General features: G+C 67.3%; 26 protein-coding genes, 4 pseudogenes and 1 other annotated feature. Of the genes and pseudogenes, 11 read left to right on the top strand and 19 right to left on the bottom strand.

Annotated elements, in window-relative coordinates:
- Positions 1–434 precede the first annotated feature (434 nt).
- Positions 435–803, top strand: a pseudogene (locus tag ACTJI6_RS19965) (transposase); the annotation flags it as partial.
- Between the two features lie 105 nt (positions 804–908).
- On the opposite strand, the gene ACTJI6_RS19960 reads toward ACTJI6_RS19965, so the two are convergent.
- From ACTJI6_RS19960 to uxaC, 8 genes are read right to left on the bottom strand one after another with little or no spacing between them, the layout of a single operon-like run.
- The gene (locus tag ACTJI6_RS19960) at positions 909–2,306 is read right to left on the bottom strand and encodes a mannitol dehydrogenase family protein (RefSeq protein ID WP_440803159.1); all 1,398 of its coding nucleotides are present in this window, start codon (positions 2,304–2,306) and stop codon (positions 909–911) included.
- Between the two features lies 1 nt (position 2,307).
- Positions 2,308–3,033: a 2-dehydro-3-deoxy-D-gluconate 5-dehydrogenase KduD gene (kduD, locus tag ACTJI6_RS19955; RefSeq protein ID WP_440803157.1), complete on the bottom strand. Its 726-nt coding sequence runs from the start codon at positions 3,031–3,033 to the stop codon at positions 2,308–2,310.
- Entirely contained in the window at positions 3,030–3,857 is an 828-nt protein-coding gene (kduI, locus tag ACTJI6_RS19950; protein WP_440803156.1) for a 5-dehydro-4-deoxy-D-glucuronate isomerase, read from the bottom strand. Before kduI ends, kduD begins: the two co-directional genes overlap by 4 nt.
- 11 nt (positions 3,858–3,868) lie before the next feature.
- Positions 3,869–4,105, bottom strand: coding sequence for a cupin domain-containing protein (locus ACTJI6_RS19945; protein WP_440803158.1), 237 nt, complete (start codon positions 4,103–4,105; stop codon positions 3,869–3,871).
- A 41-nt stretch (positions 4,106–4,146) separates the two neighbouring features.
- Complete coding sequence (locus ACTJI6_RS19940) at positions 4,147–5,427, bottom strand: TRAP transporter large permease (RefSeq protein WP_440803155.1); 1,281 nt, start codon at positions 5,425–5,427, stop codon at positions 4,147–4,149.
- A 1-nt stretch (position 5,428) separates the two neighbouring features.
- Entirely contained in the window at positions 5,429–5,962 is a 534-nt protein-coding gene (locus ACTJI6_RS19935; protein ID WP_440803154.1) for a TRAP transporter small permease, read from the bottom strand.
- 60 nt (positions 5,963–6,022) lie between these two features.
- Entirely contained in the window at positions 6,023–7,000 is a 978-nt protein-coding gene (locus ACTJI6_RS19930) for a TRAP transporter substrate-binding protein (protein WP_440803152.1), read from the bottom strand.
- A gap of 22 nt (positions 7,001–7,022) precedes the next feature.
- The gene (gene uxaC / locus ACTJI6_RS19925; RefSeq protein ID WP_440803151.1) at positions 7,023–8,429 is read right to left on the bottom strand and encodes a glucuronate isomerase; all 1,407 of its coding nucleotides are present in this window, start codon (positions 8,427–8,429) and stop codon (positions 7,023–7,025) included.
- A gap of 82 nt (positions 8,430–8,511) precedes the next feature.
- On the opposite strand from uxaC, the gene ACTJI6_RS19920 reads away from it, so the two are divergent.
- Positions 8,512–9,216: a GntR family transcriptional regulator gene (locus tag ACTJI6_RS19920; RefSeq protein WP_440803149.1), complete on the top strand. Its 705-nt coding sequence runs from the start codon at positions 8,512–8,514 to the stop codon at positions 9,214–9,216.
- 106 nt (positions 9,217–9,322) lie between these two features.
- On the opposite strand, the gene ACTJI6_RS19915 is transcribed toward ACTJI6_RS19920, so the two are convergent.
- The 4 genes from ACTJI6_RS19915 to ACTJI6_RS19900 form a co-directional block, all read right to left on the bottom strand.
- Positions 9,323–10,216 (bottom strand): energy transducer TonB, encoded by an 894-nt coding sequence (locus ACTJI6_RS19915; protein ID WP_440803148.1) that lies wholly within the window; start codon positions 10,214–10,216, stop codon positions 9,323–9,325.
- Positions 10,213–10,695: a TonB system transport protein ExbD gene (exbD, locus tag ACTJI6_RS19910; RefSeq protein WP_440803147.1), complete on the bottom strand. Its 483-nt coding sequence runs from the start codon at positions 10,693–10,695 to the stop codon at positions 10,213–10,215. The genes ACTJI6_RS19915 and exbD overlap by 4 nt, the downstream gene beginning before the upstream one ends.
- Positions 10,696–10,698: 3 nt before the next feature.
- Positions 10,699–11,862, bottom strand: coding sequence for a tonB-system energizer ExbB (exbB, locus tag ACTJI6_RS19905; protein ID WP_440803145.1), 1,164 nt, complete (start codon positions 11,860–11,862; stop codon positions 10,699–10,701).
- A 133-nt stretch (positions 11,863–11,995) separates the two neighbouring features.
- Complete coding sequence (locus tag ACTJI6_RS19900) at positions 11,996–13,024, bottom strand: siderophore-interacting protein (protein ID WP_440803144.1); 1,029 nt, start codon at positions 13,022–13,024, stop codon at positions 11,996–11,998.
- 160 nt (positions 13,025–13,184) lie between these two features.
- Here ACTJI6_RS19900 and ACTJI6_RS19895 point away from each other — a divergent pair, with 160 nt between their 5' ends.
- Genes ACTJI6_RS19895 through mobA form a run of 5 tightly spaced genes read left to right on the top strand, consistent with a single transcriptional unit; the run spans position 13,185 to position 17,564 of the window.
- Positions 13,185–14,219: a hemin-degrading factor gene (locus tag ACTJI6_RS19895; RefSeq protein WP_440803142.1), complete on the top strand. Its 1,035-nt coding sequence runs from the start codon at positions 13,185–13,187 to the stop codon at positions 14,217–14,219.
- Positions 14,216–15,076 carry a heme/hemin ABC transporter substrate-binding protein gene (locus ACTJI6_RS19890; protein WP_440803140.1) on the top strand — a complete coding sequence of 287 codons (861 nt, stop codon included), beginning with the start codon at positions 14,216–14,218 and terminating at the stop codon, positions 15,074–15,076. Before ACTJI6_RS19895 ends, ACTJI6_RS19890 begins: the two co-directional genes overlap by 4 nt.
- Positions 15,063–16,133: a FecCD family ABC transporter permease gene (locus ACTJI6_RS19885; protein WP_440803138.1), complete on the top strand. Its 1,071-nt coding sequence runs from the start codon at positions 15,063–15,065 to the stop codon at positions 16,131–16,133. Before ACTJI6_RS19890 ends, ACTJI6_RS19885 begins: the two co-directional genes overlap by 14 nt.
- A complete protein-coding gene (locus ACTJI6_RS19880) occupies positions 16,130–16,918 on the top strand; it encodes a heme ABC transporter ATP-binding protein (RefSeq protein WP_440803137.1) in 789 nt (262 codons plus the stop codon). Before ACTJI6_RS19885 ends, ACTJI6_RS19880 begins: the two co-directional genes overlap by 4 nt.
- A gap of 40 nt (positions 16,919–16,958) precedes the next feature.
- Positions 16,959–17,564, top strand: a complete 606-nt coding sequence (gene mobA, locus ACTJI6_RS19875; protein WP_440803136.1) for a molybdenum cofactor guanylyltransferase MobA — start codon at positions 16,959–16,961, stop codon at positions 17,562–17,564.
- Here mobA and ACTJI6_RS19870 read toward each other — a convergent pair.
- Positions 17,551–17,787: a hypothetical protein gene (locus ACTJI6_RS19870; RefSeq protein WP_164555098.1), complete on the bottom strand. Its 237-nt coding sequence runs from the start codon at positions 17,785–17,787 to the stop codon at positions 17,551–17,553. The genes mobA and ACTJI6_RS19870 overlap by 14 nt on opposite strands.
- Positions 17,788–17,999: 212 nt before the next feature.
- Between ACTJI6_RS19870 and ACTJI6_RS19865 the strand changes: the two genes are divergently transcribed.
- Positions 18,000–18,713 (top strand): hypothetical protein, encoded by a 714-nt coding sequence (locus ACTJI6_RS19865; RefSeq protein WP_440803134.1) that lies wholly within the window; start codon positions 18,000–18,002, stop codon positions 18,711–18,713.
- On the opposite strand, the gene ACTJI6_RS19860 is transcribed toward ACTJI6_RS19865, so the two are convergent.
- Positions 18,692–20,062 carry a cryptochrome/photolyase family protein gene (locus ACTJI6_RS19860; RefSeq protein WP_440803132.1) on the bottom strand — a complete coding sequence of 457 codons (1,371 nt, stop codon included), beginning with the start codon at positions 20,060–20,062 and terminating at the stop codon, positions 18,692–18,694. The two genes, ACTJI6_RS19865 and ACTJI6_RS19860, sit on opposite strands and share 22 nt — an antisense overlap.
- A gap of 120 nt (positions 20,063–20,182) precedes the next feature.
- On the opposite strand from ACTJI6_RS19860, the gene cobA reads away from it, so the two are divergent.
- The gene (gene cobA, locus ACTJI6_RS19855; RefSeq protein ID WP_440803131.1) at positions 20,183–20,923 is read left to right on the top strand and encodes a uroporphyrinogen-III C-methyltransferase; all 741 of its coding nucleotides are present in this window, start codon (positions 20,183–20,185) and stop codon (positions 20,921–20,923) included.
- Between the two features lie 127 nt (positions 20,924–21,050).
- Here cobA and ACTJI6_RS19850 read toward each other — a convergent pair.
- The 4 genes and pseudogenes from ACTJI6_RS19850 to ACTJI6_RS19835 form a co-directional block, all read right to left on the bottom strand.
- Positions 21,051–21,725: pseudogene (locus ACTJI6_RS19850) on the bottom strand (transposase); the annotation flags it as partial.
- Positions 21,718–22,152 (bottom strand): annotated as a pseudogene (locus tag ACTJI6_RS19845) (transposase); the annotation flags it as partial. The pseudogenes ACTJI6_RS19845 and ACTJI6_RS19850, both read right to left, overlap by 8 nt.
- Positions 21,754–21,871, bottom strand: a sequence feature (AL1L pseudoknot). (Overlaps the previous pseudogene by 118 nt.)
- Positions 22,153–22,421: 269 nt before the next feature.
- Positions 22,422–22,856: a MarR family winged helix-turn-helix transcriptional regulator gene (locus tag ACTJI6_RS19840; RefSeq protein WP_440803130.1), complete on the bottom strand. Its 435-nt coding sequence runs from the start codon at positions 22,854–22,856 to the stop codon at positions 22,422–22,424.
- 77 nt (positions 22,857–22,933) lie between these two features.
- Positions 22,934–23,974: an ABC transporter substrate-binding protein gene (locus ACTJI6_RS19835; RefSeq protein ID WP_440803129.1), complete on the bottom strand. Its 1,041-nt coding sequence runs from the start codon at positions 23,972–23,974 to the stop codon at positions 22,934–22,936.
- Positions 23,975–24,163: 189 nt separating this feature from the next.
- Here ACTJI6_RS19835 and ACTJI6_RS19830 point away from each other — a divergent pair, with 189 nt between their 5' ends.
- Together ACTJI6_RS19830 and ACTJI6_RS19825 are read left to right on the top strand one after the other, a co-directional pair.
- Entirely contained in the window at positions 24,164–25,600 is a 1,437-nt protein-coding gene (locus ACTJI6_RS19830; protein WP_440803128.1) for an amidase, read from the top strand.
- A gap of 3 nt (positions 25,601–25,603) precedes the next feature.
- Positions 25,604–26,296 carry a cysteine hydrolase family protein gene (locus tag ACTJI6_RS19825; RefSeq protein ID WP_440803127.1) on the top strand — a complete coding sequence of 231 codons (693 nt, stop codon included), beginning with the start codon at positions 25,604–25,606 and terminating at the stop codon, positions 26,294–26,296.
- An 18-nt stretch (positions 26,297–26,314) separates the two neighbouring features.
- On the opposite strand, the pseudogene ACTJI6_RS19820 reads toward ACTJI6_RS19825, so the two are convergent.
- A pseudogene (locus ACTJI6_RS19820) lies at positions 26,315–26,399 on the bottom strand (IS5/IS1182 family transposase); the annotation flags it as partial.

Raw genomic sequence — 26,399 nt, 5'->3', positions numbered from 1 at the left:
GCCCTCCCTGCTGCCGCAGAAAGGGAAAGGGTGGACGACTTTTACGCCGCCCGCAGCAGCTCCATGCCGCCGCTTCCGTGGACTAGTTTCTCACCGCCGTTCTCACGGATCTAGAGCGGCGGTCATTAGATGCCCTCTGGTGCATGGCCTTCGAAAGCGAAGCCGCTGACGAATGCTCCAGGCCAGAATGCCCGGCAGCGGATTAAGCGTAGCACGATCCGCCTGCCCATCAACCGAGGAATTATGGACCATGTTGAGTTCCGCTATTGCTTGATCCGCTATAAGCCGCATATATGCATGGCTCACCCGCACTCAGGATTGCTTTCGACCGCACGGAGGCGCTGCGCTAAAGGGCTGCCGATAGGGTTGGATACTGTCCCTGAGCGTGATGTAGGTTCTGGCTGAGGTGGTCACCGGCGATGTTCGGTTAGGCTCTAGGCTTGGAAATCGGCACCTCGGAGGCCGAGCAGATCTGGACGGAACTCCTGCGCAAGCTGACGCGGCGCGGCATGCGGGGCGTGAAGCTGGTCATCCGCGACGCCCCCGAGGGCATCAAGGCTGCCGTCTCCAAGGTTCTCAGCGCCACCTTGCCGAGATGCCGCGTCCCCTTCCCGCGCAACCCCCTTGGCCATGCCGGAAAGAGCGGGCGATGCGTTGCCTCGGCTTTCATCGCCACAGCCTTCGCACAGGACACGGCCAAAGTCGCCAGCACCCAGTGGCGCGCCGTGGCCGACCAACTCCGGCCCAAGGTGCAGAAGCTCGCCACGCTGATGGACGACGCTGAACGCGACGTGCTGGCCTGGCCGAGATCCTGGTCGGCTGCGAGGGTCGCGCCGCAGCTTACAGGTTCAGCAGGAAGGTGGGTCAGAACAGCGCCTCCCCTGATCCCGCCTTGGCCCAGGCGGATTTCAACCCGTGGCTACGGCCTGCGCGGCCATCTTGCGCGCCCCATCCCGGACCAGCCCCGACAGCGCCGCCGTCAGGTCGGCGGCAAAGCCCGGATCGTCGCGCAGGGTGGGGGGGAAAACCTCGGCCAGGGCCAGGAAGCCCTTGACCGTCGCCGCCGGATCGTCGTGCCACAGATCGGCCAGGCGCGAGGCCAGGGGATCCCTGACCTCGATGGGGCGGCCCTGTTCGTCCGACCCCGAGACATAGCGCATCCAGGCCGCCACGGCCAAGGTCAGCCCCGGCACCGCGCGCCCTGCGGCCCGGCTTTCCGCGATGGTCCCCAGGATCCGCTGCGGCAGCTTCTGGCTGCCGTCCATGGCGATCTGCCAGGTCCGGTGCCGGATCGCCGGATTGGCGTATCGCGCGGCAAGCGCGTCGGCATAGGCGGCCAGATCCTCGCCCGGCGGCGGGGTCAGCGCCGGGATGATCTCGTCCCGCCACAAGCCGCGCACGAAGCGGGCGAAAACCGGATCGGCCATCGTGTCGGCGATGGTTTCGTGCCCAGCCAGATAGCCCAGATAGGCGAGGCTGGAATGGGTGCCGTTCAGCATCCGCAGCTTCATGTGTTCGTATGGCGTCACATCTGCGACCATCTGCACGCCGACAGTCTCGAAAGGCGGGCGGGGGCCGCAGAAATCGTCCTCGACCACCCATTGCCGGAAGGACTCGTGCATGACCGGCGCTTCGTCGCGGTATCCCGTGGCCGCTTCCAGCCGGTCCAGATCGGCGGGCGTGGTTGCGGGCACGATACGGTCGACCATGGTGGACGGAAAGGCGCCCTTCGCCCGAATCCAGTCGGCCAGGGCCGAGTCGATCAGCCGGGCCAGTTCCAGAACCACGCCGCGCACCACCCGGCCGTTTTCGGGCAGGTTGTCGCAGCACAGCACCGTGAAGGGCGGCAGGCCAGCCGCATGGCGCAGGGCCAAGGCGCGGACCAGGAAGCCCGGCGCGGAGCGCGGCAGCAGGTTTTCCAGGTCGTGCCGGATGTCGGGATGGCCGGGGTTCAGGCGGCCCGTGGACGGCTCGTGGCAATACCCCTTTTCCGTCACGGTCAGGCTGACGATATGCGTTGCGGGCGAGGCCATGGCGTCCAGCACGGCCTGGGGATCCTCGGGCGCGACCAGCACGTCGCGCAGGACCGTGACGACCTGCGGCTTTTCGCCGTCCGGCCCCAGTTCAAGCGCCGTATAGGCCCAGCCTTGCGGTTTCAGCCGGTCCCGAGTGCCCGGCGATTGCAGCGACACGCCGGTGATGCCCCAGCCGCCCGCCTGGGCCACATAGATCGCCCCATGCGCGCGGAAAAACGCGCCCAGGCCCAGATGGACGATGCCGCCCGCCGTGGCGGGGTCGCGGTGCAGCCTAACGTGCAAGCCAGCCTCCATCGACGTTCAGGACCGCGCCGTTGATATAGTCGGACGCGGGCGCGGACAGGAACACGGCGGTCTGGGCGATGTCTTCCGGGCGCCCCCAGCGGCCTGCGGGGATCCGGTCCAGGATCGCGCGGCTGCGGTCGGGATCGGCGCGCAGGGCCTTTGTGTTGTTCGTCTCGATATAGCCGGGCGCGATGGCGTTGACGTTCAGCCCCCGCGCCGCCCATTCGTTCGCCATCAGCTTGGTCAGGCCCGCGACGCCATGCTTGGAGGCGGTATAGGACGGCACCCGGATGCCGCCCTGGAAGGACAGCAGGGACGCGATGTTGACGATCTTGCCCCGTCCGCGCGGCATGGCCGCCCTGGCGAAGGCCTGGCAGGTGAAGAACAGCGCCTTGAGGTTCGTGTCCATCACCTCGTCCCAGTCGGCTTCGCTGAAATCGACCGCATCGGCGCGGCGGATTATCCCTGCGTTGTTCACCAGGATGTCGATGCGCTCGGATGCAAAGACATCGCGCGCCGCCATCGGATCGCTGAAATCCAGCCGCAACCCGCGACCGCCGCCCATCAGCGCCAGCGTCTCGTCGCAGTCGCGGCGGCCTGCGGCGATGACCTCGGCCCCCGCCTGGGCCAAGGCCACGGCGATGGCCTGACCGATGCCGGTATTGGCGCCGGTGACAAGCGCCACCTTGCCGTCCAGCGAGAACGGGTTCACCGCAGATCCTCCGGCTGCACGAAGTCCATGTCGGTGTAATCCACGTTGTCGCCCGCCATCGCCCAGATGAAGGTATAGCCGCCGATCCCTGCCCCCGAATGGATCGACCAGGACGGAGAGATTACCGCCTGTTCGTTGGCGACGAACAGGTGGCGGGTTTCCTGCGGCTCTCCCATCAGGTGCAGGACGCGGGCTTCGGGCGCCATGCCGTGATACAGGTAGGCCTCCATCCGCCGGTCGTGGACATGGCTGGGAATGGTATTCCAGACCGACCCGTCCTCCAGCGTGGTATAGCCCAGAACAAGCTGGCAGCTTTCCATCACCAGCGGGTGGATGAACTGGCGGATGGTGCGCTTGTTCGAGGTTTCCACCGCGCCGGTCTTCATCTCCTTGGCGTCGTTCACGGTGACAAGCCGGCAGGGCAGGGCGCGGTGCGCCGGGCAGGAGGTCATGTAGAACCGCCCGTTGCCGCTGAACGTCACCGCCCCGGACCCCATGCCCAGGTAAAGGACATCGCCGTTCTTCATCTCCCATGTCTGGCCCGCCGCCGTGACCGAGCCTGTTTCGCCGATATTGACGATGCCCATTTCCCGGCGTTCCAGGAAGCTGCCGGTCTTGGTTTCCTCGATCTTGTCCAGGGTGATGTCGGCGCCGTTGGGGACCGCGCCGCCCAGCACGAAGCGGTCGTAATGGGTATAGACCAGCCGGATCTCGGCAACCGCGAACAGACCCTCGGTCAGGAAGTTCTGGCGCAGTTCGGCGGTGTCCATGCGCTTCGCGTGATCGGGATGGATCGCGTGGCGGGTTTCGACATGGGTGGTCATGGCAGGGCCTTTCACAGGAAATCGTCGCGGCGGGGGGTGAAGCTGTCGATCAGTTCGCCAGCTTCAAGACAGGTGCAGCCGTGTTCGGCGCCGGAGGGGATGACAAAGGCATCGCCCGGCCCGACCTCGAAATCGCGGCCATCCACGGTGAAGCGGTAGCGGCCCGATAGCACATAGGTCGATTGCACATGCGGGTGGCTGTGCAGCGCCCCCCGGTCGCCCGCCCGGAAGGCGAAGCGGACGACCATCAGGTCGGGGGCATGGGTCAGGACGGTGCGGACGGGATCGGTCACTTGAAAACCCCCGGCAGCCACAGGGACAGGGCGGGCACATAGGTAACCAGCAGCAGCACGATCAGGCCCGCCGCATAGAAGGGCCAGACGCTGCGCATGGCTTCCCAGATCGAGATCCGCGCCACGGCGGCGGCGACGAACTGCACCGGGCCAAGCGGCGGCGTGTTCAGCCCGATGCCCAGGTTCAGGATCATGATGACGCCGAAATGCACCGGATCGACACCGAAGGCCGCGACCACCGGCAGGAAGATCGGCGTGGTGATGATGATCAGCGGCGACATGTCCATGAAGGTGCCCAGTACCAGCAGCACGATGTTGATCATCAGCAGGATCACGAACGGATTGTCCGAAACCGACTGCATCCAGTTGAGCGAAATCTGCGCCACGTGCAGATAGGCCATCAGCCAGCCGAAGGCCCCCGCCATGCCGATGATCAGCAGCACCATCGCCGTGGTCCGCACGGCCTGCTGGGTGGCGTGCACGAAATCGGACCAGGACATGCTGCGATAGACCACCATCGTCACCAGCAGCGCATAAAGAACCGAGATGCAGGAACTTTCGGTGGCGGTGAAGATGCCCGACCGGACGCCGCCGAAGATGATCGCGATCAGCAGCATTCCGGGCAGCGACTGGATCAGGAAGCGCAGGACATTGGCGAAGCCGGGAAACGGCTCGGTCGGATAGCCGCGCCGGCGGGCGACGACATAGGCCGTGATCGACAGCGCGACCGCCAGCAGCAGGCCGGGGATGATGCCCGCCGTGAACAGGTCGGCGATGGAAATCCGCCCCCCACCCGAGATCGAATAGATGATCATGTTGTGGCTGGGCGGAAGAAGCAGCGCGATCAGCGCCGCCATCGAGGTCACGTTGACGGCGTAATCCGCGCCATAGCCGCGTTCCTTCATCTGCGGGATCATGATGCCGCCGACCGCCGCGGCCTCGGCCACCGCCGACCCGGAAATGCCGCCGAACAGCGTCGATGCGGCGATGTTGACCTGGCCAAGGCCGCCCCGGACATGGCCGATCAGCGATCCGGCGAAGCGCACGATCCGCGCCGCGATGCCGCCGCGCACCATCAGGTCGCCCGCGAAGATGAAGAAGGGAATGGCCATCAGCGTGAAGACCGAAATCCCCGCCGACAGCCGCTGGAACACCACCAGAGGCGGCAGGCCCAGATAGCCCACGGTCGCCAGGCTGGAAATGCCCAGGCAGAAGGCGATCGGCGTGCCGATCAGCATCAGGGCGGTGAAGACGCCGAACAGGATCAGATATTCCATGTCAGGCCTCGGTCATCAGGATGTCTTCGGCGTCGGGCTCGGCCTCGACCATGCGGCCGGTCAGCCGGTTCAGCAGGTGTTCCAGAACGAACAGCGTCATCAGCACGCCGCCCGCGAACAGCGGCATATAGGTAAATCCGCCCGGCAGCCGGATCACCGGCAGCGAGGATTCCCAGGTCTTGGCCATCAACTGCCAGCCATAGACCGCCATGCCGACGCTGAAGACCAGCACCGCCAGGTCGGACAGCGCGCGCAGCCATGTCCCGGCGCTGTCGGGCAGAAAGAACAGCAGCACGTCGAAGCCCATGTGGAAGCTTTCATGGACGCCCACGGCGCTGCCCAGGAAGATGAACCAGCTCATCAGCAGGATCGCCACGGGTTCGACCCACAGCAGGCTGTCGTTCATCACATAGCGCATGAAGACCTGCGCGAAGACGATCACGGTCATCGCGACCAGGCCCAGGCCCGCCAGCCACAGGCTGGTCCGCGACAGCCAGGCGTTCAGACGCGACAATGCGGCGATGCTGCCTTGCATGGCGTCACCTTTCGATTGCGTGAAGGGAAAGGCCCGCGCAGGGTGGCGCGGGCCTTGGCGTCACTGGGTTTCCTGGATGCGCTTGACCAGATCCTGCGCCTCGGGCGTGGTCACGTATTTCTCGTAGACGGGGGCCATCGCCTCGATGAAGGCGGTCTTGTCCACGTCCTTGATGACCTCGGCGCCGGCGGCCACGACCTTCTCCTCGCTGGCCTTTTCCTGTTCGGCCCACAGCCTGCGCTGCACCGTGGCCGAGTTCCTGGCCGCCGTGCGCATGATTTCCTGATCCTCGGGCGACAGCTTGTCCCAGGCGATCTTCGACACCGCGACCAATTCCGGGACCATCAGGTGCTGGTCCAGGGTGAAATACTTCGCCACCTCGGCATGGCCGGAACTGTCATAGCTGGGAAAGTTGTTTTCCGCCCCGTCGATGACGCCGGTCTGGATGGACGAATAGACCTCGCCGTAAGGCATCGGCGTGGCATTGGCGCCAAGCGCCGCCATCATGTCCACGAATACGTCGTTCTGCATGACGCGGAACTTCATGCCCTTCAGGTCTTCGACCGACTGGATCGGCTTTTGCGAGTTATAGAAGTTGCGCGCCCCGCCGTCGTAATAGGCCAGCGCGATCAGATCCTTTTCCTCGAAGGCCTTGGCGATCTCCTCGCCGATGGGACCGTCCATGACGGCGTGCTGGTGTTCCTCGGACCGGAACAGATAGGGCAGCGACATCAGCTGCGTGACCGGCACGATGTCGTTGAACGACCCGAAGGACGCGCGCACCATGTCGATGACGCCGAACTGGGTCTGCTCGATGGTGTCCTTTTCCTCGCCCAGCTGGGACGACGGGAACACCTCGATGCAGATGCGGCCGCCGGATTTTTCCTTGACCTCGGCGGCCATGGCCTTGACGCCCTCGACGGTCGGATAGCCGTCGGGATGGGTGTCGGACGACCGCAGGGTGATCTCGCAATCGGCCGCAGAGGCAAGGCTGGCCGAACACAGCAGCACGGCAAGGGTGGTGGTGACGAACTTCATGGTATCCTCCCGTTGGTAAAGCTCAGAGTTTGTAGGCCTTCTTGGCGAGGCCGTAGGTCAGTTCGTGGGCAAGCGCGGGCGCCTCGTCGGTGTGCAGGCGTCCGGTGGCGACCAGCGTCGCAAGAAATCCGCAATCGACCCGCCGCGCGACATCGTGGCGCGCAGGGATCGAGCAGAAGGCGCGGGTGTCGTCGTTGAACCCCACGGTGTTGAAAAAACCCGCCGTTTCCGTGGTCATTTCGCGGAACCGCCGCATCCCCTCGGGGCTGTCGTGGAACCACCAGGGCGGACCAAGCCGCAGGCAGGGATAGACCCCGGCCAGCGGCGCCAGTTCGCGGGAATAGGCGGTCTCGTCCAGGGTGAACAGGATCACCGTCAGGTCGGGGCGCATCCCCACCGCGTTCAGAAGCGGGCGCAGGGCGGCGACGTAATCGGTGCGGCCGGGAATGTCGAAGCCCTTGTCGCGGCCATGGAGGGCCATCACCGGATCCGAATGGTTGCGCCGGGCGCCGGGATGGATTTGCAGGACCAGCCCGTCCTCCAGGCTCATCCGCGCCATTTCGGTCAGCATCTGGCCGCGAAAGGCATCGGCCTCATCGGGGGTGCAGGCGCCGCGCAGCGCCTTCTGGAACAGCGCGGCGGCGTCTGCCTGGGGCAGATCCTCGGTTCGGGCGCTGGCGTGGCCGTGGTCGCTGGAGGTCGCGCCGTGATCCTGGAAGAACGCCCGCCGCGCCCGATGCGCGTCCAGATAGCCGCCCCAGGTCGCGGTGTCGAAGCCCGTCTGCTGGCCCAGCAAGGCCACGTTGTCGGCAAACCCCGCCATCTCGGGATCCACGGCACCATCGGGGCGATAGGCGGTGACGACGCGGCCGTCCCAGCCCGATTCGCGGATCATCCGATGCCAGCGCAGATCGTCGGTCGCGGCCTCGGTCGTGGCGATGACCTCGATGTTGAAGCGTTTGAACAGCGCGCGGGGGCGGAATTCGGGTCGGGCCAGGCAATCGGCGATATGGTCGTAATACCAGTCCGCCGTTTCTGCCGACAGGCGGCGGTCGATGCCGAAGACATGCTGAAAACTGTGATCCAGCCACAGCCGCGACGGGGTGCCCGCGAACAGGTGGTAATGGCTTGCGAACAGCCGCCAGATCGCCCGCCCGTCCGTCGCGGTCGGACCGCCGTCCATGCGCGGCACGCCCAGGTCCGTCAGCGCCACGCCCTGCGACGCCAGCATCCGAAAGACGTAGTGATCCGGCGTCACGAACAGCTGCGCGGGGTCGGGAAAGGGCTGGTCCTCGGCGAACCAGCGGGGGTCGGTATGGCCGTGCGGGCTGACGATCGGCAGGTCGCAAATCCCCGCATACAGGTCGCGCGCCACGTCGCGGGCGCGCCCGTCCAGCGGAAACAGCCGATCCTCGTCCAGCAAGCCCATCCTCCCTCCCATCGAGTCGTGCTTGTTTTGCGTCTAGCCATCTAATATGCTAGTTTTCAAGAATGGTCAACTGAGTGTCGAGATGGCGTCATCGCGCGGGCTTTCCATGGTCGATCTTCCGGTTCTGGACGGGGGCCGGTCACGCAGCGTCACGGATCAGGTCTTCGACCTGCTCTATGACCGGGTGGTGACCTTGGCCCTGCCCCCCGGCGCCAAACTGTCCGAGGCCGAGGTGGCCGCCCAGATGGGCGTCTCGCGTCAGCCGGTGCGCGACGCCTTTTATCGTCTGTCGCAACTGGGCTTCATCGAGATCCGGCCGCAGCGCGCGACCATCGTCACGCCGATTTCGGAAGATGCGGTCTTGCAGGCCTATTTCATCCGGGCCGCGCTGGAGGAATCCTGCATGCGCGTCGCGGTGCAGCGCCTGACCCAGGACCACCTTGTCGCCCTGGCGCGGCTGATCGACCTGCAAGCCCAGGAAATCCAGGCGGGGAACCGCGCAGCGTTCCACGCCCTGGACGACTGTTTCCACCACGACATCTGCGCCTTTGCCGGGCTGGAATTCGTCTGGACGTTGATCCGCGACAATAAGGGCCATATGGACCGCGCCCGGTATCTGTCCCTTTCCTATGGCAGCGAGACCGCCTTCGCCGAACATGGCCAGATCCTGGAGGCCCTGCGCCACCGCGACGCGGATGCCGCCGTCGCCGCCATCCGCCAGCATCTCAGCCGGATCGAGGGGATCCTGGCCCGCCTGCGCCTGGACCAGCCGCAGGTCTTCGGCTGATCGCCGGTCCTTTGCCTGGATGAAATATCCTCGGGGGGAGCCGCCTGAAAGGCGGCTGGGGGGCAGACAGCCCCCCGCCTTCGCCGCCGCCGCGCGCGTCCCGATCCTATTGGATCGAGAACGGCTGCTGGAAATTATAGGACGCGTTCGTCAGGCTGGGCGGGGCTGCGGGACAGCGGGCGCGACCCATGGCCCGCGCGATTTCCCGGTCGACGCGCGCATTTCCGGTCGTGCCGCCCAGGGACGCGGCCTGAACCCGCCCGTTCCGCGCGATCACCAGATTCACCACGCCCCGCGATCCCCGCGCCCCCGACACGCGCGAGGCAGAGCGCAGAATGCAGGCCCCAACCTGCTGCTTCCAGCTCGCCTCGTCGCGGGCGCGCTGCTGGGCGCTGGCCCCGGTCCTGCCGGTGGCGCCCTGCTGGCCTTGCTCGGCCCGCCGCGCCGGCTGCTGCCGGGCAGGCTGTTCTTGGCGCGGTTCGGCCTGACGCTGCGGCTGTGGTTCGCGGCGCGGCTCGCGCCGAGGTTCGGGCTCGCGCTGCGGTTCGGGCTCCGGCGTGCGTTCGGGACGGCGCTGCGGCCGGGCCGAGCTGTTCAGCACCACCTCGGGCGGGGTGTCCAGTTCCGGCGGCGCGGGCGGGAACAGTTCGGCCATGTCGTCCAGAGGCGCCAGTTCCGGCAAGGGCGGCAGTTCCAGCGGCTCGGCCACTTCCTCGGGTTCCGGCTCGGGTTCAGGTTCCGGCTCCACAGGCTCCTCGGCGGCTTCCTCGACCGGCTCGGCTGCTGGTTCCTCGGTCGGCGCCACCGCTTCCTCGGTCGCCTCCTCGGCGGCGGGGGCCAGATCCACGAAGACCGGCTGGGGCAGTCCCGGCGGAGCGGCGGCCTCGGCCTGGCGCATCAGCCACAGCGCGCCGCCCAGATGCACCGCCAGCACTAGGGCCGAGGCGCCGCTCCACAGGGCGGCCTCGCGGATCGCCCGGCTGGCGCGCCTGGTCATCATTGGGCCGGTTCCGGCGCGGCGAGCGCCGGATCCGCGTCGGGAACGGCGGGCGTCGCGGGTGCCTGCGCCGATTCAAGCCCCACAAGCGCGATCTTCAGATAGCCGGTGTCGCGCAGGGTGTTCATCACCTCCATCAGGTCGCCATAGGCGACCTCGCGGTCGGCGCGCAGAAAGATGCGCTGTTCGCGGTCGCCCTGGGTCGCGGCGGCCAGGGCCGCGGCCAGCCCGCCCGGTGTGATGTCGGTATTGTCCAGCGCCAGCGTCAGGTCGGGCTTCACGGTCACATAGACCGGCTGGTCCGGGCGTTCGGCAGGCGTGGCATTCGAGACCGGCAGGTCGACATTCACGTCCACCGTGGCCAGCGGCGCGGCGACCATGAAGATGATCAGCAGCACCAGCATCACGTCGATGAAGGGGGTGACGTTGATCTCGTGGTTCTCGACCAGATCGTCGCCCGACTCGCGGATCCCGCCCGCCATGGCCTAGACCCCCGGCCGGGGCGCGGCGACGCCCCGGAAATCCAGGTCGCGGCTGACCAGTTGGCGCACGCCCGCCGCCGCATTGGCCAGGCGCAGGCGATAACCGGTGATGCCGCGCGCGAAGACGTTGTAGATCACCACGGCGGGGATCGCCGCGACCAGGCCGATGGCGGTGGCCAGCAGCGCCTCGGCAATGCCGGGGGCCACCACGGCCAGGTTGGTGGTCTGGCTTTCGGAAATGCCGATGAAGCTGTTCATGATCCCCCAGACGGTGCCGAACAGCCCCACGAAGGGCGCGGTGGACCCGATGGTCGCCAGCACGCCGGTGCCCCGGCCCATGCGGCGGCCGGCGACGGCCTCGATCCGGTCCAGTTGCGATTCGACGCGTTCCTTGACGCCGCCGTCGCCCGCCACGTCCAGGGCGGGCTGCGACCGGCGGTATTCCTCGGCCGCCTGGCGGATCATGCGAGACACGGCATCGCGGCGGTTGCCGCTGGCGGCGACGGCGGCCTCAAGCGTGTCGGCGCGCTGGATGCGGCGGATGCCGCCCTGCACGGCCGCGCTGGCGCCCCACAGTTCCAGCGCCTTCACGACCAGCACCGTCCAGGTGACGACCGAGGCGAAGGCCAGCCCGATCATCACCGCCTTGACCACGATGTCGGCCGCCCAGAACATCCCCATCGGCGACAGGTCGTGCGGCAGGTTCGGATCGCGCGCGGGCGGGGTCAGGATCGGCGCCAGGGCGTCCTGCATGGATTGTGGCAGGAAGTCCGCGACCGGCTCTGGCTGGGGCACCGCACGGGGTTCAGCGGCAGGAGCAGGCGTGGCTGCGGGCACGGCGGCGGCCGGGGCGTCGGCGACGGGCGCCGAAGCTGTCGGCTCGGAAGCAGGCGCGGGCGCGGCACCCGCAACGGGTGCTGCGGAGGGCACGGCAGGCGCTGCGGCTCCGGCTTCGGTCGCCGCCGGAGCCGTCGCGGGCGCGGCGGGTTGCTGCGCCGCAGGGGCCGGAACCTGGGCGGGCGCAGGGGCCTGAACGGGGGCCGGAGCCTGGACCGGGGTCGTGGTCTGGCCCGGCGCGGTCTCCTGCGCCGGGGCCGCAGGTGCCAGCAGGCAGGTGAGCGTCAGGGCAAGGGCTGCGCCGAGGCGGGGCTGCGGCAGGTAGGTCATGGCGTTCCTGGCTTCTTGATCCGCGGGGGCGGAGGGATCGGACGGGCGCGGGTCGCGGCCATCGCCGCCCCACGCATTGGGCCGGGTATCAAACAGCCATGTAAAATTGTCAACTATTCAGATTCATAAAGCGTCACGCGCTCCAATAGGCGGCCAGATGGGCGCGCGCCGTCCCGATTCCCAGGTCGTCGGCGATGGCCGCCTTCAGCGGCGCCAGCCGCGACCGTTCGGTGGCCAGCCAGATCCGGTCGGCGTCGGTGCCTTCCCGCCGCAGCCGGTCGGCCAGGGCCGCCTCTCCGCCGGGGGCATGGCTGACGCGGATCCCCGGATGCCGGGGCAGGGGGTAATCCGCCCGGACGCCGAACAGGTGGCATTCGCCGGTCGTGTCCGGGCCTGCGGCCTCGATGGCGCGGGCGAGGGCCGGATAGGCGGTCTCGTCTCCGCCCAGCAGCAGGCTGCGCCCCTGCGCCAGGACGCCGCCGCCGGGCCCGGTCAGCCCGACCGCCGTGCCCGCCGCCGCCGCCGCGGCAAATCCGCAGGTTCGCCCGCCATCGTGGACGAAGATGTCGGTTTCCATCCAGCCCGCGCCGGGGTCGATATGGCGCACGGTATAAGCGGGACGATGCAGCGCCGCTGCCCCCTTGGGCCAGACGGTGCGGCCATCCGGGCCGATCGCCGGCCATGCGGACGCCGGCGCGCCGGGGGGCTGCAACACCAGGCGGAAATGAATCAGGTCGTGGGCGAAGCGGGCCAGGTCGCCGCCTTCCAGCCGCAGCCGCAGGAAATCGGCGGCGATCCGGGTGACGCCCGCCACCCGCGCCAGGCTGAAATTCGGCGGATGCGTGCCCGGTTCGTCCAGCGACGACCAGGCAGGCCGCAGGCCCGGCAGGTGCTGGGCCAGATGATGGTCCACCGCCTCCAGCAGTTCGTGCAGGCGGTCGCGGGCATGGGCGCGGATATAAAGGATGCTGCCCGTCGGACCCATCCTGGCGCCGAATTCGTCGCCCCCCGGCAGCTTGCACCAGGTTGACCGGCCATGCCCGACATGCAGGTCCAGCCCCTGTTCGGCGGCCTCGGCCCGGATCAGGGCATCGACCGTGGCAAAGGGAAGCTCGGGCAGCGCGGCTTCGGTCTGGAAGGGGGGCAAAGGGTCATGTCTCATGAACAGGCTCCGGTCGCGGCGGCAGGGCGGTCCTCGTGGCGGATCCCGACGGCCAGGGTCGGGGGCGTCTTGCGTCCGCTAGGGTTTCCGACTAATCGTGTCAAGAATTGCGTCCAGCCTGCGCCAGATGCCGCGAAAGCCGTTGCATGAAGAGGCCCCCATGAACGACCTGACCCCCGCGCGCCTGCGGGCGCTGAAACGCGACGCCACGGTGCGGCCGTTCGATCTGGCCGCCCAGCTTGGCCTGCCCGAGGCCGCCCTGGTCGAGGCGGAGCTGGGCCATGGTGCCACGCGGATCGTCCCCGCCCCGTCGCGGCTGATCCCGGCGGTGCGGTCGCTGGGCGAGGTGATGGCCCTGACCCGCAACATCTCCTGCGTGATCGAGAAAATCGGCACCTATAACGATTTCCACGACGGCGATCACGCCGCGATGACGCTGGATCCCGAAATCGACCTGCGCCTGTTCCCTCGCCATTGGGTCCATGCCTTCTGTCTCGAGGCGCCTTCGCCCGATGGTCCGCGCAGGTCGATCCAGGTCTTCGACGCGGCGGGCGACGCAGTTCACAAGGTGCATCTGCGCGCTGGATCGGATCTGGACGCCTGGGACGCGCTGCGCCGCGATCTGGCGCTGCCCGACGGCGAAGGGCTGTCGGATTTCGTCCCCCGCGCGGCGGCGGAAGGCGCGCGCGCCAATCCCGACCGGGCCGACGCGCTGCGGGCCGAATGGGCGCAGATGACCGACACGCATCAGTTCAACACCCTGCTGCGGCGGCTGAAGATGAACCGGCTGGGCGCCTATCGCACGGTCGGCGCGCCCCATGCCCGGCCGCTGGCCGTCGCTGCGGTGGTGCGGATGTTCGACGCGATCCAGGCGCAGGGCCGGCAGGTGATGCTGTTCGTGGGCAACATGGGCTGCATCCAGATCCATTCGGGCACGTTCCAGAACGTCAAGACCATGGGTCCGTGGCTGAACGTGCTGGACCCCCGCTTCGACCTGCACCTGCGCGCCGATCATGTGGCCGAGGTCTGGCTGGTGGACAAGCCCACCCGGCGCGGCAGCGCCCTGTCGGTCGAAGCCTTCGCCGCCTCGGGAGAGCTGATCTTCCAGTGCTTCGGGATGCGCGCCGACAAGGGCGGCGATCCCGACGCCTGGGCGCGGCTGGCGGGCGCGCTGCCCGGCGGAGATGCGGCATGATCCGGGTTCTGACGCTTGGCCTGCTGCTCGCGGCGGCCCCCGTGCTGGCCGATCCCCATCCCGACGCGGGGCGCGTCCTGTCCATCGGCGGGTCGGTGACGGAAATCGTCTATGCCCTGGGCCAGCAGCACCGGCTGGTCGGGCGCGACACGACCTCGACCTTCCCGGAACAGGCCCAGGCGCTGCCGGACGTGGGCTATGTCCGCGCGCTGTCGCCCGAAGGCGTGCTGTCGGTCGATCCCGACCTGATCCTGGCCGAAGAGGGGGCAGGCCCGCCCGAAACCGTCGCGGTGCTGGCCCAGGCCGGGATCCCCTTCGAGACGATCCCGTCGGGCACCGATGCCGACGGGCTGGTCGCCAGGATCCGCGCCGTGGCCCAGGCCTTGGGCGTGCCGCAGGCGGCCGACGGTCCCGCCGCCGCGCTGAAGGCCGATCTGGACAGGCTGGCCGCCGTAACGCAGGACATCGACAAGCGGCGCGTGCTGTTCATCCTGTCCCTGCAAGGCGGCCGCGTCATGGCGGGCGGCCAGGGCAGCGGGGCCGAGGCGATCATCCACCTGGCGGGCGCGGAGAACGCCGTTCAGGGGTTCCAGGGATACAAGCCGCTGACCCCCGAGGCGATCACCGCCGCCGCGCCCGACGTGATCCTGATGATGAACCGGGGCGGGGACAGCGACCACGACGCGCCTGACGCAGAACTGCTGGCCATGCCCGCGATCGCGTCCACTCCGGCGGGCAAGGCGGGCCGGGTGATCCGCATGGACGGGCTGTATCTTCTGGGCTTCGGGCCGCGCACCGGGCAGGCCGCGCTGGATCTGCACGACGCCATCTATGGGGCGCCCGATGGTGGCGCTTGACCCACCCCGCGAACGGCTTGAGGGCGACCGCCGCCACCTGGGGCGCGCCCTGGCGGTGGTGCTGACGCTGCTGCTGGCGGTGGTCGCGATGGTGTCGCTGGGCCATGGCGCATCGGGCGTGTCGGCCCCGCAGGTGCTGGCCGACTGGCTGGCGGGCCGAGAGATCGCGCTGACCGACCGGGTGGTGCTGCTGGACATCCGCCTGCCGCGCCTGGCGACGGGCATCCTGGTCGGCGCCGGGCTGGCGGTGTCGGGCGCGGTGATGCAGGGGCTGTTCCGCAACCCGCTGGCCGATCCGGGCCTTCTGGGGGTCAGTTCCGGCGCCTCGCTGGGGGCCATCGCGGCGATCGTGCTGGGCGGTCTGCTGCCGCCGTCGCTGGCCGCCCTTGCGGGCTGGCACCTGGTGCCGCTGGCGGCCTTCGCGGGCGGCTGGCTGTCGATGCTGATCCTTTACGGCATCGCCACGCGGCAGGGGCGCACCTCGATCGCGACGATGCTGCTGGCCGGGATCGCCATGGCCGCCATGATCGGCGCGCTGTCGGGGCTGATCGTCTATAAGGCGAACGACCAACAGTTGCGCGACCTGACCTTCTGGGGGTTGGGATCGCTGGCGGGCGCAAGCTGGACCAAGCTCGCCGCCGCCGGTCCCCTGATCGCCGCCGCGCTGATCGTCGCGCCGTTCCTGGCGCGGGGCCTGAACGGCCTGGCCCTGGGCGAGGCCGCGGCCGCCCATGTCGGAATCCCCGTCCAGCGGATCAAGGCCCTGGCGATCCTGATCACGGCGGGCGCCACCGGCGCCTCGGTCGCCATCTCGGGCGGGATCGGCTTCGTGGGCATCGTCGTGCCGCATCTGCTGCGGCTGGCGACGGGGCCGGACCACCGCTGGCTGCTGGTCAATTCCGGCCTGCTGGGCGCATCCGGCCTGATCTGCGCCGACATGATCAGCCGCACGGTGATCGCGCCCGCCGAACTGCCCATCGGCATCGTCACCGCGATGATCGGCGGGCCGTTCTTCCTGTGGGTGCTGCTGTCCAACCGCCGGGTGGTGGACCTGTGACGCTGATCGCCCGCGACATCCAGGCCCGTCTGGGCCGCGCGACGGTCCTGCACGGCGTTGGCCTGCGGGCCGAGCCGGGCCGCCTGACCGCGATCATCGGCCCAAACGGATCGGGCAAGACCACGCTGCTGCGCTGCCTGACGGGCGAGATTGCGCCCCAGGCGGGCGCCGTCACGCTGAACGGCGCCGACATCGCCGGGATGGCCCCCGACGCCCTGGCCCTTCGCCGCGCCGTCCTGCCCCAGCACAGCGCGCTGAGCTTTCCGTTCTCGGTGGCCGAGATCGTGCGCATCGGCCTGACCGCTTATTCCGGCGCGCCCGCCGATCAGGACGCGTTGATCCGCGCCGCGCTGCTGCGGGTGGGCCTGCCGGGCCATGCCGGGCGACTGTATCAGCACCTGTCGGGGGGCGAACAGCAGCGGGTGCAGCTGGCCCGCGCGATGGTGCAGGTCTGGCACCCCGTCGGGTCGGACGGTCCCCGCTGGCTGTTGCTGGACGAACCCGTCAGCAGTCTGGACATCGCCCATCAGCTGACCGTGATGCGGCTGGCCCGGGATTATGCCCGGCAGGGCGGCGGCGTGGTGGCGGTGATGCACGACCTGAACCTGACCGCGATGTTCGCCGATCACGTCCTGTTGATGCAGGGTGGCCGCGCGCTGGCCCAGGGGGCGCCCGACAGGGTGCTGACCGACCCGCTGCTGTCGCAGGCCTATGGCTGCGCGCTGCGGGTGCGCCATGCGCCGGACCGGGGCGTCTGGCTGCTGCCGCAGGGGGCCGTGGCCTGAAGGGCTTGCCTTGCCGCCAGGAAGGCGGGACAACCGCCTGATGACCCCGCCCCCCGCCATCATCCTTGCCGGAGGCCGTGCGACCCGGATGGGCGGCGGCGACAAATGTCTGCTGGATCTGGACGGCAGGCCGATCCTGGCGCGGATCGTCGACCGTCTGGCCCCGCAATGCGGCCCGCTGGCGCTGAACGCGAACGGCGATCCGGCCCGCTTCGCCGCGTTCGGCCTGCCGGTCGTTGCCGACAGCCTGCCGGATCGTCCGGGGCCGCTGGCGGGGATCCTGGCGGGGATGGACTGGGCTGCGGGGCTGGGGGCCGACCGGATCCTGTCGGTGGCGGGGGACACGCCGTTCTTCCCGGCGGATCTGGCCCTGCGGCTGACCCAGGCCGGGGACGGCATCGTGCTGGCCGCCTGCCGTGCGGCCAGGGATCAGGTGATCGCCCATCCGACCTTTGGCCTGTGGCCCACGGCATTGCGCGACGACCTGCGCGCGGCCCTGGCGTCGGGCCAGCGACGCGTGCGCGCCTTCGCGGCTTCCCATGGGGCGGCGACTGCGGTCTGGGAGGCCGACCCCGAAGATCCGTTCTTCAACATCAACACGCCCGAGGATCTGGATCGGGCGTGTTCCCGGCCTATGCCGCTGTGACCGGAAACCGGATGATGTTGTCCGCAGGCCTGATCGCCCGGTCCGTCTTGCGCAAGGCGAGATCCTTGGAAAGCCCTTCCAGTTCAGCGATATGCAGTTCGATCCGCCACTTCGCGTCGGCGATCTGTTCGGCGCTGAGGTCATACTGTTCCGCATGGGCGCGGCACAGCATGACCGTCATGTGGGCGGATGAGAGATAGTCGTGGAGCGTGTCCGCTGTCATTATTCGGCGCATGGGTCTGTGTCTTTGCCAATCTATGTACGTGATAAGGGACGATTCGCTGATTCTTGTGAAGGTCCGGTTAATGCTGCACAAATTAGTGCTTTTTTTCAGGATGACGTAAGGGCATCCTGCGTTGGCGGAGGCATGGCGACGATGAAGGGAACGCCGCCCGGACTCTGGTGTTGGAAGATCAGACTGATAGGGTGAGATTCATGCGCACCATCCTTCCGATCCTTGTCCTGCTGGCCGCCCTGGCCTTTGCCGTCTCGCCCATGCTGTCGAACGGGTTTGGCGGCTATCGCCCCGACCAGTTCCCCATCCCGCAGGCCGATCCGCCAATCCAGCCCGCCGGATGGGCGTTCTCTATCTGGGGGCTGATCTATGCCTGGCTGATCGCCGGTTCGGCCTTTGGCGCCTGGAAACGCGCAGCCGATCCCGACTGGCAGCCGATGCGGCCCGCGCTGCTGGTCAGCCTGGCGCTTGGCGCCTTCTGGGTCGAAACCGCGCATCGTACCCCCATCGGCGCCACGGTGCTGATCGTGGCGATGCTGGTGCCCGCGCTGCTGGCCTTCCTGCGTGCCGGGCATCGGGATCCGGTCTGGCAGCTGCGGCCAGTCGCGCTGTATGCCGGATGGCTGACGGCGGCGACGGGCGCGTCTTTCGGGATGGTTCTGGGCGGCTTCGGCATCCTGTCCGAACAGGCGGCGGCGATCCTGTGCCTGATCGCCGTGACGGTCGCTGCCCTGCTGGTCCACGGCCGCAGGCCGGGGGAATGGGCCTATCCGGCGGGTGTGATCTGGGCCTTGATCGGGATCATCGCCGCGAACCTGTCGCCCGCCAATCCGCCGGTCCTGGCACTGGCCGCCCTGGCGGCGGCGCTGCTGGCCTGGCGCGCCGTCGCGTCCTATCGCCGGAACGCGGCATAGGCGTCCAGGGCGCGCTGCCTGCCTCGGTCCAGGTCGACCAGCGGCGCGGGATCCGGATCCAGAACCCAGGACCGGGGCGCGGCCGCCGCGAAATCCCGCGCGCCTGGGGCCTTCGGGTCCAGCCAGGCATCCCGATAGCGCCGCTGGCGGTCGAATTTCGCGGCCTGCGTGTCGGGGTTGAACACCCGGAAGAAGGGCGAGGCGTCCGGCCCGCAGCCCGCCACCCATTGCCAGTTCACCGCATTGCTGGCCGCATCCCAATCGGTCAGGCAGCGGGCGAACCAGTCCAGCCCGACGCGCCAGTCGGTCATCAGATGCTTGACCAGGAAGCTGGCGGCGATCATCCGCACCCGGTTGTGCATCCGCCCGGTCGCGAACAGTTCCCGCATTCCCGCATCGACCATCGGGACGCCGGTGCGGCCCTGCCGCCAGGCCTCGGCTTGGGCATTGTCGCCGCGCCATGAGAAATCGTTCCATTCCGGCCGCCAGCAGGTCCGGTTCAGGTCGGGGACGGCGTCGAACAACTCTCGCGCGAATTCGCGCCAGGCCAGTTCGCGCAGCAGATCCTCGATCCCGCCCCGCCCGTGAGCCTGGGCGTTCAGCGCCTTGTGCCACAGCCGCCGGGCGCTGACCTCTCCCACCGCCAGGGCATCCGACAGACCCGAGGTCGCGTCCTCCTCCGCCGGAACGTCGCGGCGCTGGGCATAGCGCGCGTCCACCCGGTCCAGGAAGGCGTCCAGCCGGTCCTGGGCGGCGCTCTCTCCGGCCTGGACATGGCGGGCCACCACATCCCAACCCCGGTCCATCGCCGCGCGCGCTTCCGGCCAGTCCAGCCCGTCGCAGCCGGGCCAGGCATCAGGCGCCGACAGGCGCGGCACGGGCAGGGGATCGTCGATCGGCGTTCTGCGCAGCGCGCGCCAGAAGGGGGTAAAGACCTTGAAGCGCGTGCCGCCGCCCGTCAGCACGCTGCCGCGCGGGACCAGATCCGCCAGCGGGTGCAGATGCAGCCGTGCCCCCGCCCGTTCCACCGCCGCGCCCAGCCCGTCGTTCCGGGCAAAGGGCAGCCCTTCCGTCGCATGGACCGCGCGGGCGTCGCTGTCGCGGATCACCTGGGCCAGCACCGCCGCCGGATCGCCCCGCCGGACGATCAGCCGGCTGCCCTGCCGGCGCAGGGCGGCGTCCAGATCGGGCAGCGCCATCGCCTGCCGCTGGGCCGAGGCGGGATGGGCGCGGGCCTCGGCCGGGTCCAGGATCACCAGGGGGATCACCGGCCCCTCTTGCGCGGCGGCGGCCAGCGCGGGGTGGTCGTCCAGGCGCAGCACGCGGCGAAACCAGCAGATGACGGTCATGGCACATCTTTCGTTCAGGTCGCGGAACCCGGATCGCGGCGGCAAAAACTTTCGCTGCCTCGGATTGCCTGGCCCGGCATGGGTGGTATAGCGAGACAATCCCGGACGAAAGCCGCCCCGTTGCCTGATCCCGCCGCCAATCCCGGTTTCGTGTCCCTGGTCTCTGCCGGGCCGGGCGATCCCGAACTGCTGACGCTCAAGGCCGTGCGCCGCCTGGCCGAGGCCCAGGTGGTGCTGTACGACGACCTGGCATCCGGCCCGGTGCTGGACCATGCCAGTCCCCAGGCCGAACTGATCGCGGTGGGCAAGCGCGCGGGCCGCCCCTCGGCCCGGCAGGATCACGTCAATGCGCTGCTGGTCGAACATGCCCGCGCCGGGCTTCGGGTGGTGCGGCTGAAATCGGGCGATGCCGGGGTCTTCGGCCGGCTGGAGGAGGAACTGGCGGCCCTGGCGGCGGCGGGCATCCCGTTCGAGATCGTGCCCGGCGTCACCTCGGCCAGCGCGGCGGCGGCGGCGGCGGGGATCCCGCTGACCCGGCGGCTGACCGCGCGGCGCGTGCAGTTCATCACCGGCGCCGACGTGACCGGGCAGTTGCCGGGCGACATCAACTGGGCGGCCATCGCCGATCCGGCGGTCACGACGGTGGTCTTCATGGGCCAGCGCAGCTTTCCCGAACTGGCCGCCGGACTGCGCGCCCATGGCCTGCCCGGCGACACGCCAGCGCTGTTCGCGCAATCCGTGGGCCACCCCGATCAGCGGCTGGTCCGCACGACCGTGGACGGGCTGGCCCGGATGATGCAGGCGGCCGAGGTGTCGCAGCCGGGGCTCATCATGTACGGTCCCTTGGCCTTCGACATCTAACAGGCCGCTGAAATAGTCGGAGAACAAGAACTGTTTCCCGTCTTGGCGGCCGATGAGGATCATGGCCGGGTCCTTCGGCACTGGAGGGCATGGTTGCCTTATAGGTGCCTGATGCCCCGTCCGGTGGTTACGCCCCCAACAGCCGGGGCAGTCGGGCCAAGTTGTTGGCGGCCATTGTCAGGATGAAGCGGGACCTCACCCGCTCAATGCCGCGATGGACGGTCTGGGCTATGCCGCCGACGGTCTTGGCCCATCCAAAGGGCTCCTCGATCCGCTTTCGATGCTTGATCGACAGGGCATACCCTTTGTGCCGTGTGGTGCGTCCGTCGATTGCCGAATTCCGCGCTTTTGGGGCGACATGGGGGGCGCAGGACCGGCGCAGATCGGCCACGAAGCCTGCTGCATCATAGGCCTTGTCAGCGCCCAGCGTCAGCTTCCGGGTCGAGCCTGAAGAATGACGATGCAACATGTCCAGCGAGGCCTTCCGCTCGGCATGGCCGTCGGCTTGGGTCAGGTCGCCCTGAACGATCAGCCCGTGGCGGTTCTCCATCAAGGCCATCGTCGGGAAAACGGTCCACTGGACCGTTTTCTGACCCTCCTCCACCCATGAAGCAGAGCACGGCACCCGCGCCGGGGCTTTCTTGTAAAGCCGCGCCTCCGGATCGGTCATGGAGGCATGGGTCTTGTTCGAGCGCTTCTCGTCCTTGAAGTCTGCCTCGGCATTGCGGCTGCGATGGTTGGGGCGGGGCATTGAAGGAGTCTCGCAGCTGTTTTCGGGGGTGGGCGTATCTGGGCTCGGCCCGCTTCGCCAGATGGCTGTAGCAGGGGGAAGGGGCGATCGGCAGCATGCTGCAGATAGGCTCGACCCCACGCATCCCCCCGATGCGCATCGATGAACGACACCATCACTTCGACCGGCGGTCGAACTCCGTCAGCGCAAAATACCCGCTCGCCTTGCGCAGAATCTCCTTGGCTTGCCGCAGTTCGCAGTTGTCGCGCTCCAAGGCCTTCAGCTTCGCGGCCATATCGGTCGAGACGCCGGCGCGCCGGCCGCTGTCGACCTCGGCCCTCTTGACCCAGTCGTTCAGCGTATTGGCCGAACAGTCGATCTTCGCGGCGATCGACACGATGGCCTGCCACCGAGAACCGTGTGGGCCGGCGCCGTCGAGAACCATCCGCACCGCACGCTCGCGGACCTCAGGGGAAAACGTGCTCGTCGGCTTGCTCATAATGCTCCATCCTCCTCAAGAGTTGGAGCCGCCGGCAAAACCGGTGCGGTTCACATTCATACTTCATGGATCGCCAGAGGCGCTCTATGAAGACGTTGTCGATGCAGCGTCCTTCAAAGTGGGCATTGGTGATTGTTATAGTCTTGAGTAAGGTAACGTCTACGACAGGATCGAAGGTAAACAACCCAGATGCTTTTACAGCTAAAGTAGCTCAGCAGGCAATTCCGATTTTATCGGAGAAGAATAATTAGTGCGTGTTTCCATCTCGATCAGACCCGCTCCCAGTCCCAAGCCAGATCAGACAAAATCTGTCGAATGCGGTGAAGATCCCGCTTAGGCAGGCCTTGTGCGATACGCTCCTCGTGGTCTCTGCTTATCCCTAGAAGATTGAGAGCAGAGCATTCCCCGGCAGGGCTGAGAGAAATCAGAACCCTACGGCGGTCTGCTGGGTCAGGTAAGCGGATGACCAATCCCTCCGAAACCATTTTGTCGATGATCTTCGTCAAGGTCGCCGGTTCGACCAAGACACGTGCCGCAAGTTCGCCCATTGCCAAAGGCCGTTTGTGCTCGAGCACCTTCAATATGCGGAAATGCTCTATCGAGAAGCCTCCTGGCTGCAAGCGGCGAGTCAGATCATCTTCCACTATGCGGTTCACGCGAGCGATTAGATAGCTCAACTGCTGACTCAAATCGGCGTCGGTCATGTGATACCCTGAATTCCTGTCAAACCAAAATATTGTAAGGTGAACAAGTTTAGCCATAGAAAACCGCTTTGTCTCGATCAAGCCATCCAGCATTGACGAACGCGGAATTCGGTGCCGTCGGCTTCAGCCAAGGCCACGCGGGCGCTGATCTCGGACCGGCCAATCAGTTGATAGGCAAAGGATCGCGGTATCCGCTGTCGCAGAGCACGTGCCATCAGATGCCCATCAACACGGCCGACATGGTGGGCCAGCCCAGCGACAAGATGGATCGCATCGTAGCAGTTCAGAGAGTTCGTGGTGACCTCCGGCAGTCGTCCGGCGAAGCTGCGTCGATATTCCTCCAGCAACTGCTCTCTCCCGTGACCTGTCGTACCGTTGAAATAGCTTGCGGTCGCAAAAAGGTTATCGGCGTTCTCAGGGGAAACCCCCAAAAGCTGCGTTTCTTCAAACGCCAAGGTAAGACGCAGTGTTCTATGCGATAAGCCCGCATCGGCGAAGGCCCGATTGAATGCAACTGCGTCCTCACCCAACAGCGCGACCACGACGAGATCCGGGCTGGCGCGGGCGATTGCCGTCATAATCTGACCGTAATCGCGCTCGTGCAGGGGCAGAAGTGCATGGCCTACCATTTGAGCGCCCCCGAGGCGTACCGCAGCCTCGGTTGTGCCATACGCCACCCGAGGCCAGATATAGTTGTTGCCTGCAAAGAAAACTCTTGAGACTCCGCGATTTTCGATCAGCCAGGCGACAGCTGGATTGAGGACTTCGGCATCCGTAACGCCAAGCGTGGCGACGCCTGCGCCACAATAGCCCCCTTCATATTGGGGCGTATAGACATAGGGTGCCAACCCATGCAGCCCGTCACGAACCGCTGATCGCAGGTGCGATGCCTGCAGGCCAATTACGGCGTCAGCACATTCATCGAGAACGAGTCTTTCAGCGGCAGCGCGCGCGCTTTGGGCGGTTTCACCCGAATCCTGCTGGATGATCTGAACTTCCTGCCCCAACACGCCACCACGTGCATTCAACTCGGCTGCTGCCACAAGGGCCGCTCCTTGGCAGCCGGGCGTCCAGAGCCCCGCCAGACCTCCATGTGACAGGATGACTCCGATGCGCATGCTGCCTTTGTAGTCATGCCATGAGCCTGTTTACGAAGACATCCGTCCAAGCAGCGAAAAAGAACCGTGGCGATGCCCGATCCACAGGCAGATGTGCGAAAACTGCGGCGGGTGGCGTTCCGCCAAGCAGAAAATACTTGAAAACGATACTATTGAAGATCCGACTAGAGCTGCCAACAGGAGGCTCTCATGAACACGCATGCCCCGATCTACACCGCCACGGCTGACATTCCCGACATGTCGCTGACCCAGGTGTCCAACCTCATTGCGACCGGTGCCGCGACGCCGACCGAGGTCACGGAGGCAGTCCTGACGAGGATCTTACGGATTGATCCAAGTCTGAACAGCTATCAGGTCGTACTTGCCGATCATGCGCGCGAAAAGGCGGCGCGGGCCACCGCCGAGCGGCAGGCGGGCCTCCATCGTGGTCCGCTGCACGGGGTGCCCATCGCGCTGAAGGACTTGTGTGAAACCTCGTTTGCACCAACCGCTGCAGGAATGGCGATATATCGGGACAATGCAACGGGCCGTGATGCGACAGTAACGGCCCGGTTGGAGCAGGCAGGTGCCATTGTGCTGGGCAAGCTGGCCATGACCGAGGGCGCCTATGCCGGCCACCACCCCGATATGCCGACGCCAAAGAACCCGTGGAACAGCCAACTTTGGGCAGGATCGTCGTCGTCTGGATCGGGCGTGGCGGTGGCGGCGGGGCTGTGCTTTGGCGCGCTTGGGTCGGACACCGGAGGCTCGATCCGGTTCCCTTCAGGGGCGAACGGCATCACGGGGATGAAGCCCACTTGGGGCCGTGTCAGCCGCCACGGTGTGTTTGCCTTGGCCGACAGCTTGGACCATGTCGGTCCGATGGCGCGCACTGCTGCCGACTGCGCCGCGATGCTGAACGTTATTGCCGGTGCCGATCCGAACGACGCAACCGCCCTGACTGCGCCCGTACCGGACTATTTGGCAGGCATCGCGGCGCCGATCCATGGGATGCGCATCGGGGTGGATGCCACGGTTCTGGACGGCACCTCGGCGGAAACCTCGACAATGCTGGTTGATGCCATCGCCGCGCTGACATCACTGGGGGCAGTAATCGTACCGGTGACGTTGCCCTTCCTGCCGAATTTGACCGAACACTGGACCGCTCTGTGCGGGATCGAGGTTTCCATTGCCCACAAGGACACCTATCCCGACCGCGCCAGCGAATATGGTCCCAGCCTGGGCGGACTGCTCCAACTCGGCCATGCACTGACTGCCGATCAAGTAGGCCGCGCAATGCAGTGGCGGCTGAGTTTCAACGGCATGGTCGAACGGGCCATGTCAGGGGTGGACCTGGTCCTGCTGCCGGTTCTGGGTGCGCCACTGGCCTATCTGGACAATGCCATAGGCGCGCCCTCGACTGATCCGGCCAATGCCGATCTGGGCGACCTGCTGAAGTTCACTGCGCCTGCCGACCTCACCGGATATCCGGCGCTGACCCTGCCGGGCGGGTTCGAAGCGCGCGGCGGCCCGATGGGGCTGCAACTTATGGGCAAGCCCCTGTCCGAGGCGCTGCTGTTCCGCGCCGGTCATGCCTTCCAGACCGTCACGGACTGGCACACCCGTCGCCCGGAGTTGGAGGTCTGAGCGATGCACAAGATCGACGTTCCGCAGGATATCCTTGCCCGCGCCCAGGCTCGCCGTGGGCCGCGCAGTTTCACCGCTGCGCTGAATCCCACCACCACCGCCCATGTCGTCATCGACATGCAGCAGGGCTTCCTGCGGCCCGGAGCGCTGCTGGAGGTGCCCATCGCGCGCGAGATCGTGGACAATGTGAACCGCATCTCGGCTGCGCTGCGGCAGGCGGGGGGCCGTGTGGCCTATACCCGCTTTGCCTGGTTGCCCAACGACCCTCTAGAATGGCGGGTCTTCTATCAGCGGTTCCTGAATGCGCGCGAGGCCGACACGCAGATGCACAGCTTCAGCCCGGCGGGCATGGATCTGCCCCTATGGCCCGGGATGGACGTGGCGCCCGAGGATTTCGTCGTCGACAAGACGCGCTACAGCGCGTTCACGCCCGGAACCTCTGGCCTGCCGGAGTGGCTGAAGGCGAGCGGGATCAGGACGCTGATCATCACTGGCACCTTGTCCAACTGCTGCTGCGAAAGCACGGCGCGCGATGCGATGCAGTCGGGTTATGAGGTGATCTATGTGGCGGACGCCAATGCGACGCTGACGGATTTCGAACATAACGCGGCTCTTGCCAACATGATGACGCTGTTTGCCGACGTGATCGACACCGACACGTTGCTGGCGCGCCTGTCCTCGCGCGCCGCAGCCTAGGCTCCAGACTCATTAACTTTAGAGCCAGAAGATGACGGTTGCAGCGAGAGCTATGGCCGAGAAGAAGACGATGGGGCACCTGTCGTATCGGGTTGCAACTCGC

Origin of the sequence: Paracoccus sp. 22332 (genome assembly GCF_052045125.1) — a bacterium.
In the GTDB taxonomy this organism is placed as follows: Bacteria; Pseudomonadota; Alphaproteobacteria; order Rhodobacterales; family Rhodobacteraceae; genus Paracoccus; species Paracoccus haematequi_A.
This window is presented reverse-complemented; position numbering and strand designations above follow the sequence as displayed.

Excerpts from the sequence above, each read along its gene's own strand:
- exbD (WP_440803147.1), bottom strand. The coding sequence starts at position 10,695 with ATGGCGGGCGGGATCCGCGAGTCGGGCGACGATCTGGTCGAGAACCAC.
- ACTJI6_RS19825 (WP_440803127.1), top strand. The coding sequence starts at position 25,604 with ATGCACAAGATCGACGTTCCGCAGGATATCCTTGCCCGCGCCCAGGCT.
- ACTJI6_RS19835 (WP_440803129.1), bottom strand. The coding sequence starts at position 23,974 with ATGCGCATCGGAGTCATCCTGTCACATGGAGGTCTGGCGGGGCTCTGG.
- ACTJI6_RS19915 (WP_440803148.1), bottom strand. The coding sequence starts at position 10,216 with ATGATGACCAGGCGCGCCAGCCGGGCGATCCGCGAGGCCGCCCTGTGG.
- ACTJI6_RS19865 (WP_440803134.1), top strand. The coding sequence starts at position 18,000 with ATGCGCACCATCCTTCCGATCCTTGTCCTGCTGGCCGCCCTGGCCTTT.
- ACTJI6_RS19920 (WP_440803149.1), top strand. The coding sequence starts at position 8,512 with ATGGCGTCATCGCGCGGGCTTTCCATGGTCGATCTTCCGGTTCTGGAC.
- ACTJI6_RS19895 (WP_440803142.1), top strand. The coding sequence starts at position 13,185 with ATGAACGACCTGACCCCCGCGCGCCTGCGGGCGCTGAAACGCGACGCC.
- ACTJI6_RS19945 (WP_440803158.1), bottom strand. The coding sequence starts at position 4,105 with ATGGTCGTCCGCTTCGCCTTCCGGGCGGGCGACCGGGGGGCGCTGCAC.
- ACTJI6_RS19840 (WP_440803130.1), bottom strand. The coding sequence starts at position 22,856 with ATGACCGACGCCGATTTGAGTCAGCAGTTGAGCTATCTAATCGCTCGC.
- mobA (WP_440803136.1), top strand. The coding sequence starts at position 16,959 with ATGACCCCGCCCCCCGCCATCATCCTTGCCGGAGGCCGTGCGACCCGG.
- ACTJI6_RS19860 (WP_440803132.1), bottom strand. The coding sequence starts at position 20,062 with ATGACCGTCATCTGCTGGTTTCGCCGCGTGCTGCGCCTGGACGACCAC.
- ACTJI6_RS19870 (WP_164555098.1), bottom strand. The coding sequence starts at position 17,787 with ATGACAGCGGACACGCTCCACGACTATCTCTCATCCGCCCACATGACG.
- ACTJI6_RS19935 (WP_440803154.1), bottom strand. The coding sequence starts at position 5,962 with ATGCAAGGCAGCATCGCCGCATTGTCGCGTCTGAACGCCTGGCTGTCG.
- ACTJI6_RS19940 (WP_440803155.1), bottom strand. The coding sequence starts at position 5,427 with ATGGAATATCTGATCCTGTTCGGCGTCTTCACCGCCCTGATGCTGATC.
- kduI (WP_440803156.1), bottom strand. The coding sequence starts at position 3,857 with ATGACCACCCATGTCGAAACCCGCCACGCGATCCATCCCGATCACGCG.
- ACTJI6_RS19900 (WP_440803144.1), bottom strand. The coding sequence starts at position 13,024 with ATGAGACATGACCCTTTGCCCCCCTTCCAGACCGAAGCCGCGCTGCCC.
- uxaC (WP_440803151.1), bottom strand. The coding sequence starts at position 8,429 with ATGGGCTTGCTGGACGAGGATCGGCTGTTTCCGCTGGACGGGCGCGCC.
- ACTJI6_RS19830 (WP_440803128.1), top strand. The coding sequence starts at position 24,164 with ATGAACACGCATGCCCCGATCTACACCGCCACGGCTGACATTCCCGAC.
- ACTJI6_RS19930 (WP_440803152.1), bottom strand. The coding sequence starts at position 7,000 with ATGAAGTTCGTCACCACCACCCTTGCCGTGCTGCTGTGTTCGGCCAGC.
- ACTJI6_RS19885 (WP_440803138.1), top strand. The coding sequence starts at position 15,063 with ATGGTGGCGCTTGACCCACCCCGCGAACGGCTTGAGGGCGACCGCCGC.
- exbB (WP_440803145.1), bottom strand. The coding sequence starts at position 11,862 with ATGACCTACCTGCCGCAGCCCCGCCTCGGCGCAGCCCTTGCCCTGACG.
- ACTJI6_RS19890 (WP_440803140.1), top strand. The coding sequence starts at position 14,216 with ATGATCCGGGTTCTGACGCTTGGCCTGCTGCTCGCGGCGGCCCCCGTG.